The sequence below is a fragment of the Actinoplanes sp. NPDC049316 genome (assembly GCF_040677315.1).
In the GTDB taxonomy this organism is placed as follows: Bacteria; Actinomycetota; Actinomycetes; order Mycobacteriales; family Micromonosporaceae; genus Actinoplanes.
Genome location: NZ_JBFAQM010000028.1, coordinates 35696 through 48763 on the forward strand (window position 1 = coordinate 35696; position 13068 = coordinate 48763).

Here is a 13068-nt window from a genome sequence, read left to right on the forward strand (position 1 = left end):
CGCGACTTTCAGGTCAGGGGCGGCGGCCGACGCCTCCGTACAGCCAGCGCGTCGGCTCGGGGGCCGGGTCGTTCGGGTCCGGCCGCCACTCGTCCACCGTGACCAGCCCCGGCTCCACCAGCTCGAAGCCGTCGAAGAAGCGCGAGATCTCGTCGTGCCGGCGGAAGTAGATCGGGGTCGGGGTCTTGCGGTACGCGGCCTCGACGCCCTCGACCGCGCCGGGGGAGTGCCCGTCCACGGTCACGTGGGTGGCGGCCAGGTAGCTTCCGGGCGCCAGGGACTCGCGGAGCGTACCCATGACCCAGTCCCGTTCGTCCTCGCGGAGGAAATGCGTCATCGCGATCAGGAGCACGCCGACCGGCCGGGTGAAGTCGATCAGTTCGCGGACCTCGTCGTGGCCGATGACCTCGTCCGGGTCGCGCAGGTCCGCGGTGACGACCGTGGTGTCGGCGTTCGTGGCCAGCAGCGCGCGCCCGTGGGCCAGCACGATCGGGTCGTTGTCGACGTACACGACGCGGGCGCCGGGTGCCGTCGCCTGCGCGACCTCGTGCGTGTTGCCCGCGGTGGGCAGGCCGGCGCCGATGTCGATGAACTGCCGGATCCCGGCGCGGGTCATGTACGTGACGGCCCGGCGCAGGAAGGCCCGGTTCTCGAGGGCGAGCTGCCGCACCTCGGGCATCGCCGCCTCGACCGCGGCGACCGCCTCCCGGTCGACCGCGAAGTTGTCCTTGCCGCCGAGGTAGTAGTCGTACATCCGCGCTACGTGCGGGCGTGTCGTGTCGATACCGATGTCGCTCATCGCGGTGACTACCACCCCTCGCCGTATGTCCACTGTGTCGTGAGTCTACGGATGCCTCGCCGTGATCCAGAGGCCGGCTTGCGAGGAGAATAATAAGCGCGCATACTAAACTCATGACGACGACAGAGGTGACGGCGTGAACCACTGGCTCGGAGTGGTGTGTCGCGATCACGTCCGGCGCGGCGTTGCGCAAGGCATCGCCCAGCTCGGGCACGGCAAGCGGACGGGGCTCGCGCGGCTCGCGGCCGGCGACTGGCTGATCTACTACTCGCCGCGGACCAGCCTGCGCGGCGGCGAACCGTTGCAGGCGTTCACGGCCCTCGGCGTGGTCGCCGACGACGAGATCTGGCAGGCCGACGAGGGCGACTTCCGTCCGTGGCGGCGCCGGGTCGGCTACCTCCCGGACGTGACCGAGACGCCGATCCGGACGCTGGAGCTGGAGCTCACCGCGCAGCCCGGCTGGGGCGTCCGGTTGCGTCGCGGCCTGCTACGGCTCAGCGAGGGTGACTTCGCCCGGATCCACGCGGCGATGCGGGCCGGACGGGTGCCGGCATGAGCCTGGCCACCCGGCACGACAGCGCCGACGACAGCCCGGGCCTGCTGTTGTGGCAGGTCACCAACCGATGGCAGGCCGCGCAGCGGGCGGCGCTGAAGCCGTACGACATCACGCATGTGCAGTTCGTGCTGCTGGCCACGCTCACCTACCTGCAAGCCTCCGGGGCGGTCACCCAGAAGGCTCTCGCCGACATGGCCGCCACCGACCCGATGATGACGTCGCAGGTTCTCCGTACGCTGGAAGGCCGCGGCCTGGTCCACCGCCCCCCGCACCCGACCGACCGGCGTGCCCGCGCCGTCGCCGTCACCGGGACCGGACGGGCGCTCGTCAACGAGGCCGTGGTCGCGGTCGAAGCGTGCGACGCCGCGTTCTTCGCCGGCCTGAGCGGTGACCTGCCCGCCTTCACTCGGGCGCTGCGCGTGCTGCGAGGGATCTGATCTCCGCGAGGGAGCGGCCGCCCAGGAAGCACCACAAAGCGATGACCGGGTCGCAGATCGCGCATCCGAACGACGAATCGTGCAACGAGGGGATCAGCGGGGCGCCGCGCCGATGGTGGAGCACGTCCCAGGCGGTGTGCAGCAGCCAGCCGATCCCGATGAACGTCCACGACCGCAGGCCGAGGTAGGCGATCACGGTCGTCAGCGTCGTGAAGGCGAGCTCGCCGAGACCGAAACCCCCGCCACTGATGTACGCGGCTCCCGCGCCCCCGACGACGACCGCGTTGACCTGCCGGCGGCGGGGCTCGGGGAGGAGCGAGCAGGCGGCGACCCAGACGAGCCCTATGACGACCGGGGCGAGGTAACGAAGCACAGCTCCCGAACCTAGGAGCGCGCAGCCGCCGCCGACACGGGAGCGGCTGCCACGTTTCCCCGGATTGTCGCCACCCGGCTGTTCTAGTTGACGCTTTATAAAGAAAGTGCTTGAGTAAGCGTCATGCCCCCCATCGTCGAAGACCAGCGGCTCGATGCTCTGTTCACGGCGCTCAGCGACCGGACCAGGCGGGACATCGTCGCCCGGCTCAGCACGGGCGAGGCGACCCTCACCGAGCTCGCGGACCGGTACGCGATGAGCCTGCAGGCGGTCTCGCAGCACATCCGCGTACTCGAGAAATCAGGTCTGGTCACGCGCGGCCGGCACCGGCAGACGCGGCCGTGCCGGCTCGAACCGGCGGCGCTGGAAGCGGCGGGCTCGTGGATCGAGCAGAGCCGGCGCACCTGGGCGGAGCGGATGGACCGGCTGGAGACGCGCCTGGCCCACCTCCAGGAGCGTGCCGACCGATGAGCAACGACGAACTCGTCTACCGGCGGGTCTTCCGCGCGCCACGCGAGCTGGTGTGGCGGTGCCTGACCGAGCCCGCCGAGCTGGCGCACTTCTGGGGTCCGCGCGGCATGCACACCCCGGTCGACGGCATCATCGTCGAGCTGCGCCCCGGCGGCCGCTTCGAGACCCTGATGGTCGGCGGGCGCGGCAGCCACCGGAGGGTCGCCACGTTCACCGAGGTCGTGGCGCCCGAACGGCTCGCCTGGGTCGAGCCGGCCAGCGGCATGCACACCACCAGCACGCTCGAGGACCTCGGCGACGGCAGCACCGCGGTCGTCATCCACCAGCGGCACGTGCCCGCGGCGATGCGTACGCCCGAGGCCCGCGCCGGATTCGTCACCTCCCTCGACAAGCTCGAGGAATATCTGGGAGAGATCTCGTGAGCGATCTGCAGTCCTGGGTCGGGCCGACCTACACGCGCCTCGCCGACCTGCTCGCCGGCGCGCCCGCCGAGACATGGGACGCCCCGTCCCTGTGCGACAAATGGGCCGTACGCCACGTGATCGCGCACGTGACGATGCCGGCGCGGCTGACACCGGAGCAGTTCGGCGCCGAGATGGCGGCGGCCCGCGGCGACTTCACCGTCCTGTCCGACACCGTGGCCGAACGCGACGCGTCGCTGCCGGTCGCCGACCTCCTCGGCCAGCTCCGATCCCCGGTCCTGCACGCCTGGCAGCCACCGGGCGGTGGCGCGGCCGGCGCCCTGAGCCACGCCGTGATCCACTCCCTGGACGTGACGGTCGCGCTCGACCAGCCGGCGGTCGCGCCCGGAGAGGCCGTGATCGCGATCCTCGACCGGATCGTGGCGGCCGGCGGCGGCTGGTTCGGCCTCGACCTGGCCGACGTCCGGCTCGAAGCCACCGACACCGCCTGGAGCTGGGGGAGCGGGACGCTTGTCCGCGCGGACAGCGGGTCGCTGGTGGCTCTGCTGAGCGGCCGTACGCTGCCCGACGGCCGGAGCCTGCCCCGCAGTTGACCGTGGCGCGTCGCGTCCGTCAGGCTCGGCGCCGCCACCCGTCGAGCACCCGATCGATGTCGTCCCGGATCTGCTGCCGGGCCTGATCCCGTGGCACGCCGGCCATGAGCAGATCGTCGTACGTGGTGTCCTCGTGCCGTACCGACGCGACGACCGCCCGCGTGACGGCGTCCGGGTCGAGCGCCCGGCCGGCGGCGCTGCGGCCCACGCGGCCGCTGCTGCGGGTCGCGGTGTGCCGGCTGATCGCCGCAGCCCGCTCCGGTGGGCAGCCCGGGAACAGCCGGCCGATCTGCTGGGCGAAATCCTGCTGCAGCCGCTCGTCCGCGTCCTCCCGCCGCTGCCGGTCCCGCTCGCGGCGGCGAGCTCGGGCGTCCTCATCGGACAGGCATTGCTGCTCGGCTTGCTCGACGGCGGCTTCCTCCACCAGCAACCCCTGCCGCTCGTAGCGCTTGCGGGAGCGGTTGAACCGGACGACGACCGCCGACAGCCGGCTCGCCTGCTTCGCCCGGCGGGTCAGCGCCGCATCGCCGGCCGGCAGGAACACCAGGTGATCGAGGTCCACGCAGGTGAGGCACGCCGGGCCGGCGTCCTCCATCATCAGCATGCCGGCATCCGTACGCCCACAGCCGGCGCAGGTGAAAGGCTTCGCGGGCAGCACCACCACGAGATCCGGCGCCTTGCTCTGCCGAGCGGTCAGCTGCTCCCGCCGCCGCTCGGACATGTCCGCCGGCGTCCAGTGCGTACGGAACGACAGCTCGAGCTCCGCGTCGCCGGCGGCGGTGAAACGCAACGGCCGCCGGTCCCGGGTGGCAGCCAGATAATCGACCGGACTCGGCTGCAGAGCCCGAGCCTCCACCCAGCGCTGAAACACCTCCAACGCGTCGGCAAGACGATCGGCCGACACCGCGGCGCAGCCTTCGAGGTGCGGCCGCCGGCCCTGCCGCCAGTCGGTCACGTGCCCGGGCGGCAGCCAGCCCATCCCGGCGAGCACGTCGAGCGGGCTCACGTAGCCCTGCCGGGTCAGCACCTGCTCGGCGGCGGTCACCACCCGTCGCTCCAGCTTCGAGACGGATTGCACGCCCGGCACGCTACCTCGGCGCCACCCCCGGCCGCACGGACCGTGGACGCCGGCTGTCGTCGCTCGGACGGCTTCGCCGGCGCCCGTCGGCCCGCTCGCGGGAACCGCGTCGACGAGCGGCACCGCTATGGCAAGGCCTCACCGCGGCCTCCTACCACGTCCATTTCTGCAGCGATGCTCCGTTGCACGTGGCGAGGAGGATCGCGGCTTTGCTGGCTGTCGTTGCCGCGGCCAGGCACATGGCGGTGTTTCCCGTCGGGCGGATCGTGGCGTCCGTGCCGAAGCGCCAGGTCTGGGCGACCGTGTTGTTGCAGGTGTACGTCCAGATTTTCTGGCCCGGCACGAAATGCCGGGACGGCACGTCGAGGCAGTTGCCCAGCACCCGCATGGAATTGTCGTCGGGCAGGCGGGTGAGTGCCTGCGCCTTGGTGTTGTTGCAGGTGTACGTCTGCAGATACGTGCGGATCGCCGTTGCGGACGAGGGCGTGTCGATGCACAGGCCGGTGTTGTTCTTGACCTGGCTCAGCACCGGGTTGGGGCCCTTGGCGAGCTGCACCATCTTGGCGACGGACGGTACGCCGCCGGCGTCGATGACGAACAGCATGTAGTAGCCGGGAGGTGCCACGCCGCCGTTCGGTGGGCCGGTGACCGTCAGCGTCGTACCCGAGGTCGTGAATTTCAGCGGGATGTAGCGCTGGCCCTGGTCGATGCTGTGGGTGACGTCGCCCAGGCCGACCATGGCGACCTTCTTGACGGACGCCGCCTGGGCGGACGTGATGGTGAAGGCGGTGTTGACGCTGACGCCGGCCGGTGCGGTGGAGATGACCGGCCGCGCGGCGAGGTCGCCGCTGCCGTCCTTCTTGTAGAGGTACGGCGGGGTGAAGTATTCGAGGTTCTTCTCGAGGTAGCCGACTCGCGTGCAGATGCCGCAGACTCCGCCTCCACCGGTCATGACGCGGCCGTCGGGCAGCAGGACAGCCGTCGAATGGTATTGCCGTACGCGGCTGGCGCCGGCCAGGACCGTCCAGCGGCCGGTCGCGGGATCCCAGCGCTCCGCGGCCGTCGCGGCATGGTCGAGGTCGACGAGGTCCGAGGTCGCCGCGCTGGTCATGCCGCCGGTCGCCAGCACGGACCCGTCGGCGAGCAGGGTCGCGTTGAGTTGCCGCCGGCGGGTGGTCAGCGAACCGGTCGCCGTCACGGACGGGGCCAGTCCGGTACGGCTGTTCAGGACGACGGCGGTCTTCGTGGGCACCTTCGCGGCGCCGTCCTCGGTGATGTTCCCGCCCCCCACGACAATGGTCTTGCCGATGTCGTACGTGGAGAAGCTGCCGTAATCGCGGTGAATGCTGTCGCGCGTACTCGTGGTCGTGATGACGCCGTTGCCGGCGGTGGCCAATGTGTATCCGGTGGTGTACGGGCCGAACAGCCCGAGCTGCGCGTCCGGGCGCGAGCCCATGAAGGGATAGACCCGCGAACCGTACTTCGTGAAGTTCGTGAGCGAGCGGAGGGCGCCGTTCGTCTGGTACACCTCGGCGGTGGCAGGCCCCCCGCCGACGATCACATGTTCGCCCTTCGCCGTCTCCGCCACCGACGGATACCAGCGGGCGCCGGCCATGTCCTTGCCCCGGGACCACGTCTCCGTCTGCCAGTTGAAGATGTGCGTCTGGACCGTACCGGCGAGGGTCGCGTCGGCATTTCCGCCGGCGACCAGGATGTTGCCGTTGCTCAAATGCGCGAAGCCCGCGCAGAAGATGTTGGAGCCCTGCACGTCGACCCGCTTGTACGTGTCATCGGCCGGGTTCCACACCATCGCCCGCGTGAAACTGTGGTCCGGATAGGACTCGGCCGCGTTGTCGCCCACGGAGTCCCAGATCAGCACCTTGCCGTTCGGCAGCATCGCCTGGAACACCGGAACGACCGGGGTGTTGATGACCGGGCTCCACGATCCGGACTGCCCCGGGTCGGCGACCACGGCCGCTTTGGTGCGCGCCGTTCCGGGACGTCGCCCGGTCTCGCTCTGGATCCGTGCCGCGTTCTTGGCCGTCTGCTCCTCGATGACCCGCATCGGGGTGCCCACCAGGTCCTCCGCCATGTGGTCGTGGCCGTCGTCATGCTCCTGGGCGTGTTCGGCGTGCGCCGCCCGCCCGATGCCGGGCCCGGCGGTGGCCGGAGCGACCGGAGAGACGCCGAGCAGGAGCAATGCGGACAGGGATCCGAAAGCTATCAGCCCGCGACGTGTGCGCATGAATATGCCTCCCCCGAAGTCACGCAGCAGGCACCGTGATTCCGCGGCAGCATTGCTGATCCATAGCGGCGCCGTCGGTCCAATGCGCGACGAAAGGAGCCCCGCATCATTTGCAAGATCGGGGATCGACGAGGTGTCTATTGATCGTGATCGGTTGAGGGCCGCCGCGGAATCGCCTTCGGCGTCGCTGTCTCATGTGGCCAGTGCGGTCACTTTAACTCCCGCTCGGGCGGCCGTTCAATGCCTCGTACAGGCACCCTGCGGCCGATTCCGCCGCCATCGGGCGCGATAGATCTGACCGAAAGGACGGCCGGGCATGGCCCGGGCGTTCTTTGCGCGGGGGCAAAGACCGCCATAGGCGGCTGTGTCGTATTTCGTGTTTGATTCACATGATGAACGGCGCGCGGCCGGGCCTGCGGCGAAGGCGTGATCCTGCGGCGTGGGACGCGACCATGATTGGATGACAGGGTGAGCTTCGCGGTGACTGACGCGTCCGAACGGGAACGATTCGAGGCGCGCGACGAGAACGACACCCTCGCCGGTGTGCTGACCTACCAGCTGACCGGCACGATCATCGCGTACACGCACACCAAGGTGGAGCCGGCGTACGAGGGTCAGGGCGTGGGATCGGCCTTGGCCCGGGCCGCGATGGAGGATGCACGGAGCAGGGGGTGCACGGTCGTGCCGATCTGTCCGTTCCTGAGCGGGTGGCTGGACAAGCACCCGGAGTACGAGAAGATCGTCGTCCGCTCCACCCGCCGGATCAAATAGCGTCATGGTTCCGGGCCGGCGCGTGGTCAGCCCTGCCCGAGCGATGCTGTGACGGCACGACCCATTCCATGAGAGCACCTTCGACGCCGGGCACCGCGTCGGGCTCGGGTACTACAACAAGGGCATGTACGGCGCGGGCCCGCGCGAGGCGGAGTACGGAGAAACCAGCCTCGTCAGGGTCCGCATCAGAGTCCTGCACGGCTACATCTCCGATGCCGAGGACTTCGACGAGATCCGCCGGGATCTTGTCAGCACCGCGCGGACGAACACGATCTTCTTGCGCCAGTATCTGGATGCTCTCGAGGTTGTCCTCTCCGAGCCGCAACCGGTCGGCACTCTGCTGCGGCTCGTCGAGGGCGATGCCAACTGGGGTATCGACCACGATCAGAACGATGCGGGCGCCGCGGTGTTCCTTCGGGACGTGGCGCGATTGTTGCGGGAAGTGCTCGACGGGGTGCGATGACGGCGTCCGGTTGGTCCCGGCAACCGGCGGTTTCTTCCTTTGTTCGGCGCCGCGCACGTTCTGCCGCACGGCGTTCATAATCGCCGGACAGAATTGCTGGTGGGGGCGGATTGTTTCGCAGATACATCTCGTGACCCGCTTTTCCGGTCGCGATCCGGACACTCTTTCATTCGAATGGATCAATTAGCGTCGAGGGACCGAATCCGTTCGTGGAAAGGGACCCGTATGAGATCGATCGTGAAATCGGTGGCCGTGTCGGGAGTCGTGTTGTTCGTGACCTTCGCGGGCGGCACCGTGGCGCAGGCTCAGCCTTCCGCCGCGGCCTCCGGGAATGCCAGTACGGTGGCGCGGACCTCCGACGGGAGGGCCGTGAACACGCAGGCCGCCATCGCCGCCGTGGAGGCGTATTGGACGCCGGCCAGGATGGCGGCGGCCGTGGATCTGGATCTGAAGGATTCCGCGGGCACCGGCTCGGCGGCCGTGCCGCAGGGCAAGCCGGGCAGTGTGGCTCCCGCTCTGCCCAGCAAGGGAATGGCCTCGCTCAACCAGTCCGTGACGGTCGGCAAGGTGTACGTGACCACGCCGGGCGGCACGGGGCAGTGTTCCGCCAGCGCGTTGAACAGCGGGAAGCGGCGGCTGGTCATCACCGCCGGGCACTGCGTGCACGCCGGCGCCGGCGGCGGGTGGTATTCGAACTTCATATTCGTGCCGGGGTTCCGGCAGGGGAATGAGCCGGTGGGCCGGTTCGTGGCCTGGACGCTCACCAGCCGTACGGCCTGGATCAACAACAGCAACAGCGACGAGGACATGGCGATCGCCGTCATGAACAACGGCGGGATCTACGGCGCGAAGGTGGTCGACACGGTCGGCGGCATGGGGCTGCGGTGGAACTGGGGCTATTCCGTCGCCGTGACCATTCTGGGGTACCCGGCGGCCGGCGGCTTCCCGGGTGACGTCCAGTACTTCTGCCAGGGCACGACGTGGAACGGGCACAGCCAGCAGGTGCGGGCCTGGTGCAACATGACCCAGGGTTCGAGCGGCGGCCCCTGGCTGCAGGAGTACAACGACCAGACCGGGCTGGGCTACACCAACAGCGTGGTCAGCCACCGGCACGGTGACCCCGCGCAGATGGACGGCCCGTACTTCGACAACGACATCAAGAGTCTGTTCGACTACGCCGAGGGCCTGTCGCCCGCCTAGGCCCTCGGCGGGAACCGTACGGCGGAAGTGAGCCGTCCCAATGCCTATGACGACCCGATGGTGGCTGCTTCTCACGGTGGTGACGACGATGACGATCGCAGGGTGTGGTTCCGGCTCGGCGGCCGAGGGGCCCGCGGAGCTGACCGGGCGAACGTTCGTGACCATGGGGGACAAGCAGCAGCAGGATCTGCCGCTCGTCGAAGGCACCCGGGTGCGGCTCGCTTTCCGCAACGGTGAGGTGGCGGCCGAGGCCGGCTGCAACCACCTCACCGGCAAGCTCACCACCGAGGGGGACCGGCTGGTCGTCACCGAGGTCGGCGGCACGCTGATGGGGTGCTCGCCCGAGCTGACCGATCAGGACGATCGGGTGCGCCGCTTCCTGCAGGACCGGCCCCGGTGGCGGCTGGACGGTGACACGCTGCTGCTCAGCACGGACACCGCCCGGCTGCGCCTGGTGGACCTCCGGTCGGCCGAGCCCGACCGGCCCCTGACCGGCGTGCGCTGGTCGCTGGACACGGTGGTGGAGAACGGTACGGCGAGTTCGGTGCCGGCCGGCGCGGACGCGTACCTGATGATCGAGGGCGACCGGGTGACCGGGTCGACCGGCTGCACCCGCCTCGAGGGGTCCGCGTCCGTGGCCGGCGGCACCGTCTCCTTCCCGGGGCTGAGCACCCGGAGAATGCCCTGTGCCGCCCAGCTGAAAGGCTGGGACAGCGGCGTTCTGGAGTTGTTGCGCGGGCCGTTGTCCGTCCGCATCACCGGGAATCGGCTGGTGCTGACCCGTGGCGACGGGCGCGGCCTGCAATTCACGGCGCTGTCCCGGTGAGGGCCGGGACAGCGCTGCGAACGGTGTATGTCACCAGAGGATGCCGGGCTGCGGGATCTCCGAGTTCACGGCGAAGAAGTTGTGCCATTTCCAGCCGGTTCCCGCGAACGAGCCGCCGGTCGAGCGGGCCACGTACACGTCGGCTGCCGCACCGCGGGTGAAGGTGGCGATGTCGGTACGGCCGTCGCCGGTGAAGTCGCCGGTCCCGGGGATCTCCGTGCCGGCCGCGAAGTAGTTGTGCCACTTCCAGCCCGTACCGGAGAACGACGAGCCGGTGGAGAGCGCCACGTAGACGTCGGCCGCCGATCCGCGGGTGAACGTCACGATGTCGTCGCGGCCGTCGCGGTTGAAATCACCGACCGACGGAAGTTCGGTGCCGGCGGCGAAGTAGTTGTGCCATTTCCAGCCGGTTCCGGAGAAGGAGTATCCGGTGGAGAGGGCGACGTAGACGTCGGCGGAGCTGCCGCGGGTGAAGGTGGCGATGTCGTCGCGGCCGTCGCCGTTGAAGTCGCCGACGGCGGGGATCTCGGTGCCGGCGGCGAAGTAGTTGTGCCATTTCCAGCCCGTACCGGAGAACGACGAGCCGGTCGACAGGGCGACGTAGACGTCCGCTGCGGCGCCGCGGGTGAAGGTGGCGATGTCGTCGCGGCCGTCGCCGTTGAAGTCGCCGACGGCGGGGATCTCGGTGCCGGCGGCGAAGTAGTTGTGCCATTTCCAGCCCGTACCGGAGAACGACGAGCCGGTCGACAGGGCGACGTAGACGTCCGCTGCGGCGCCGCGGGTGAACGTCGCGATGTCGTCGCGCCCGTCGCCGTTGAAATCGCCGACCAGGGGTGTCTCCGTGCCCGCGGCGAAATAGTCATGCCATTTCACGCCGGTGCCCGAGAAAGACGACCCGGTGGACAACGCCACGTAGACATCCGCGGCCGCGCCGCGGGTGAACGTCACGATGTCGTCGCGGCCGTCGCCGTTGAAGTCGCCGGCGACGCCGCTGAACCCGCCGCCGGCCGGTGGCGTCGCGGCCGCCGGCGTACCCGGGATCTGCACGATCATCGAGACGACGGCGGCGGCGGAGAGTGCGATGAGACGGTTGGTCCGGAACATGTTTTCCCCCGTGTGTGAAGCTGGCTGTCCGAGCGCTCTCAAATTAGCGCTGACCAGGGGTTTCGCCGCGATTCAGTCCGGTTGACGTCCCGTTTGTGCAATAGCCGCAGAACCGGCGGGGCGCGCGTATGCTTCGCACCTTCCGGTCTGACGATTCAGCGAATCAGCAGGCCGCGCGGCGGCACCGAATAGACCTGCAGCGGCCGGATCCCGTGGCGGCCCAGAATGGCGTTCGCGGCCAGGGCGGCCGAGGCGGCGGACCGTTCCATCAGGGCCGCGGGAAACGGCATGCGGACCCAGTCGCCCGCCAGGTGGAGGCCGTCGGCGTCGGTGCTCACCCCTGGCCGGGTGGCGTCGCTGCCCACGGGAAAGGCGGGCGCGTCGTCGCCCAGCCGGCTCTCACTGTCCACGATGCGCATCCTCGCGGTCTCCGGCCACAATCCACCCAGCTGCTCCCACATGCGACGCGCCGAGGTGTCCGCGTCGGCATCCGGGTCGCCGGCGTACTCGTGAAGTTCCACGACCGCGCCGTGCGTGCGGTGGGCCCACTGCGCGGCCCCCGCCTCGGCGCGGTGGAAGAGGCTGACGGAGTCGAGCGTCGGCTCCCGGGACACGCTGGTGAACACGGCGCGGCCCGGTTCGACGTCACGGTCCGCCCACACACGGCTGACCACGTACGGTGCTGTGGTCCGTACCGTCGCCATCTGCGCGGCCAACCGCGGCGCGTGCCGGACCAATCCCGGCGAGGCGGCGACGATCTCCCGCGCGGAGCGCGGATCGGCCGCGAGCACGACATGGTCGGCGTGCACCTGCTGTCCGCCGGCGAGCGTGACGGTCCAGCCGGGCTCGATCCGGTCGACGGCCGCACCGGTACGGATGTCCGCACCGAGCTTCTCCAGCCGCGCGGCGAGTGGCTGCCAAATGACGGTCTCGTAGTCGTCGTCCGGTGCGTCGAAGCCGAGGCCCTCGGCGTTGCGCAGGAAGTAGAAGTGGAACTGCATGATCATCTCGGCGGCGGACATGTCGGCCGCCCGGTTGAAGAACGAGTGCGCGAAGACGTCGAAGAGCATGGCCCGGGCCCGGTCCGGCATGCCGAGCCGGTCCAGGAACGTCGCGGCCGAGATCGAGTCGAAGCTCCGGTACGTCTCCTCGCGCGAGTAGCGGAGCAACGCCAGCGACGTCGGGCCGTCGACGTGGCGCAGCTGACGCGTCCGCAGGCTGGGAGAACGCGCCATGAGCGCCAGCAGGCTCCACGGCGGCGTGCCGGGCAGAGCCCCGAAATCCTCCTGCGGCCAGTCGCGCGAGATCACCGGATAGCCGCGTACGGGGCGCAGGAATCCCAGCGACGGATCCACCCGGCGCAGCACGTTGCGCCAGTTGTAGTACTGCCGGAAGAACGCGTGGAAGCCGTGACCGACCATCTGGTGCGACCCGTCGGCGAGCGTCCTCGGCCAGGCCGCCAGCCGTCCGCCCAGGCGCTCACCGCGTTCCAGCAGCGTCACCCGGACGCCGCGCTCGGCCAGCAGCAAGGCCGCCGAGACACCGGCGATCCCGCCGCCGACCACGACGGTGTGCACACGATGCTCCGCGACCGGCGGAAGTGATCGATCGACGGCGATGAGCCGGCGCGCGTGACGGCTGGTGAAGCGGGCCCTGCGGGTCGCTGTCATGCCCGCGGTGGTGCCCGCCCCGGCACCCCGCTAATCCCGTACGCCCGGTCCTTCGGCCCT

The 13068-nt window shown here is 69.9% G+C and carries 15 protein-coding genes; 9 read left to right on the forward strand and 6 right to left on the reverse strand.

Features of this window, described 5'->3' with window-relative positions; all coding sequences use genetic code 11:
• Window positions 1–13: 13 nt before the first annotated feature.
• Complete coding sequence (locus AB0K03_RS31875; RefSeq protein ID WP_364692529.1) at window positions 14–799, reverse strand: SAM-dependent methyltransferase; 786 nt, start codon at window positions 797–799, stop codon at window positions 14–16.
• 136 nt (window positions 800–935) lie between these two features.
• On the opposite strand from AB0K03_RS31875, the gene AB0K03_RS31880 reads away from it, so the two are divergent.
• Window positions 936–1355: an EVE domain-containing protein gene (locus tag AB0K03_RS31880; RefSeq protein ID WP_364692532.1), complete on the forward strand. Its 420-nt coding sequence runs from the start codon at window positions 936–938 to the stop codon at window positions 1353–1355.
• Window positions 1352–1792, forward strand: a complete 441-nt coding sequence (locus AB0K03_RS31885; protein WP_364692535.1) for a MarR family transcriptional regulator — start codon at window positions 1352–1354, stop codon at window positions 1790–1792. The genes AB0K03_RS31880 and AB0K03_RS31885 overlap by 4 nt, the downstream gene beginning before the upstream one ends.
• Here AB0K03_RS31885 and AB0K03_RS31890 read toward each other — a convergent pair.
• Window positions 1758–2165, reverse strand: a complete 408-nt coding sequence (locus AB0K03_RS31890; protein WP_364692537.1) for a DUF6010 family protein — start codon at window positions 2163–2165, stop codon at window positions 1758–1760. The two genes, AB0K03_RS31885 and AB0K03_RS31890, sit on opposite strands and share 35 nt — an antisense overlap.
• 123 nt (window positions 2166–2288) lie before the next feature.
• Here AB0K03_RS31890 and AB0K03_RS31895 point away from each other — a divergent pair, with 123 nt between their 5' ends.
• The 3 genes from AB0K03_RS31895 to AB0K03_RS31905 are packed head-to-tail and all read left to right on the forward strand — an operon-like array spanning window position 2289 to window position 3651.
• Complete coding sequence (locus tag AB0K03_RS31895; RefSeq protein WP_364692540.1) at window positions 2289–2636, forward strand: metalloregulator ArsR/SmtB family transcription factor; 348 nt, start codon at window positions 2289–2291, stop codon at window positions 2634–2636.
• Complete coding sequence (locus AB0K03_RS31900; protein ID WP_364692542.1) at window positions 2633–3058, forward strand: SRPBCC domain-containing protein; 426 nt, start codon at window positions 2633–2635, stop codon at window positions 3056–3058. Before AB0K03_RS31895 ends, AB0K03_RS31900 begins: the two co-directional genes overlap by 4 nt.
• Window positions 3055–3651, forward strand: a complete 597-nt coding sequence (locus tag AB0K03_RS31905; protein ID WP_364692545.1) for a maleylpyruvate isomerase family mycothiol-dependent enzyme — start codon at window positions 3055–3057, stop codon at window positions 3649–3651. Before AB0K03_RS31900 ends, AB0K03_RS31905 begins: the two co-directional genes overlap by 4 nt.
• Before the next feature lie 19 nt (window positions 3652–3670).
• On the opposite strand, the gene AB0K03_RS31910 is transcribed toward AB0K03_RS31905, so the two are convergent.
• Window positions 3671–4729, reverse strand: a complete 1059-nt coding sequence (locus AB0K03_RS31910; RefSeq protein WP_364692548.1) for a DUF2293 domain-containing protein — start codon at window positions 4727–4729, stop codon at window positions 3671–3673.
• 151 nt (window positions 4730–4880) lie between these two features.
• Window positions 4881–6974, reverse strand: a complete 2094-nt coding sequence (locus tag AB0K03_RS31915; protein WP_364692551.1) for a galactose oxidase-like domain-containing protein — start codon at window positions 6972–6974, stop codon at window positions 4881–4883.
• A 480-nt stretch (window positions 6975–7454) separates the two neighbouring features.
• Between AB0K03_RS31915 and AB0K03_RS31920 the strand changes: the two genes are divergently transcribed.
• The 4 genes from AB0K03_RS31920 to AB0K03_RS31935 all read left to right on the forward strand — a co-directional run bounded on the left by AB0K03_RS31920 (window position 7455) and on the right by AB0K03_RS31935 (window position 10234).
• A complete protein-coding gene (locus AB0K03_RS31920; protein ID WP_364692554.1) occupies window positions 7455–7745 on the forward strand; it encodes a GNAT family N-acetyltransferase in 291 nt (96 codons plus the stop codon).
• Window positions 7746–7869: 124 nt separating this feature from the next.
• Entirely contained in the window at window positions 7870–8208 is a 339-nt protein-coding gene (locus AB0K03_RS31925) for a hypothetical protein (protein ID WP_364692557.1), read from the forward strand.
• Between the two features lie 225 nt (window positions 8209–8433).
• Window positions 8434–9408, forward strand: a complete 975-nt coding sequence (locus AB0K03_RS31930) for a hypothetical protein (RefSeq protein WP_364692560.1) — start codon at window positions 8434–8436, stop codon at window positions 9406–9408.
• Between the two features lie 88 nt (window positions 9409–9496).
• Window positions 9497–10234, forward strand: coding sequence for an META domain-containing protein (locus AB0K03_RS31935; protein ID WP_364692562.1), 738 nt, complete (start codon window positions 9497–9499; stop codon window positions 10232–10234).
• A 30-nt stretch (window positions 10235–10264) separates the two neighbouring features.
• On the opposite strand, the gene AB0K03_RS31940 is transcribed toward AB0K03_RS31935, so the two are convergent.
• A complete protein-coding gene (locus tag AB0K03_RS31940) occupies window positions 10265–11338 on the reverse strand; it encodes a VCBS repeat-containing protein (RefSeq protein ID WP_364692565.1) in 1074 nt (357 codons plus the stop codon).
• Between the two features lie 155 nt (window positions 11339–11493).
• Window positions 11494–13008 (reverse strand): FAD-dependent oxidoreductase, encoded by a 1515-nt coding sequence (locus tag AB0K03_RS31945; protein WP_364692568.1) that lies wholly within the window; start codon window positions 13006–13008, stop codon window positions 11494–11496.
• Between the last annotated feature and the right edge of the window lie 60 nt (window positions 13009–13068).

Excerpts from the sequence above, each read along its gene's own strand:
- AB0K03_RS31940 (WP_364692565.1), bottom strand. The coding sequence starts at position 11,338 with ATGTTCCGGACCAACCGTCTCATCGCACTCTCCGCCGCCGCCGTCGTC.
- AB0K03_RS31945 (WP_364692568.1), bottom strand. The coding sequence starts at position 13,008 with ATGACAGCGACCCGCAGGGCCCGCTTCACCAGCCGTCACGCGCGCCGG.
- AB0K03_RS31925 (WP_364692557.1), top strand. The coding sequence starts at position 7,870 with ATGTACGGCGCGGGCCCGCGCGAGGCGGAGTACGGAGAAACCAGCCTC.
- AB0K03_RS31900 (WP_364692542.1), top strand. The coding sequence starts at position 2,633 with ATGAGCAACGACGAACTCGTCTACCGGCGGGTCTTCCGCGCGCCACGC.
- AB0K03_RS31930 (WP_364692560.1), top strand. The coding sequence starts at position 8,434 with ATGAGATCGATCGTGAAATCGGTGGCCGTGTCGGGAGTCGTGTTGTTC.
- AB0K03_RS31875 (WP_364692529.1), bottom strand. The coding sequence starts at position 799 with ATGAGCGACATCGGTATCGACACGACACGCCCGCACGTAGCGCGGATG.
- AB0K03_RS31885 (WP_364692535.1), top strand. The coding sequence starts at position 1,352 with ATGAGCCTGGCCACCCGGCACGACAGCGCCGACGACAGCCCGGGCCTG.
- AB0K03_RS31915 (WP_364692551.1), bottom strand. The coding sequence starts at position 6,974 with ATGCGCACACGTCGCGGGCTGATAGCTTTCGGATCCCTGTCCGCATTG.
- AB0K03_RS31935 (WP_364692562.1), top strand. The coding sequence starts at position 9,497 with ATGACGATCGCAGGGTGTGGTTCCGGCTCGGCGGCCGAGGGGCCCGCG.
- AB0K03_RS31895 (WP_364692540.1), top strand. The coding sequence starts at position 2,289 with ATGCCCCCCATCGTCGAAGACCAGCGGCTCGATGCTCTGTTCACGGCG.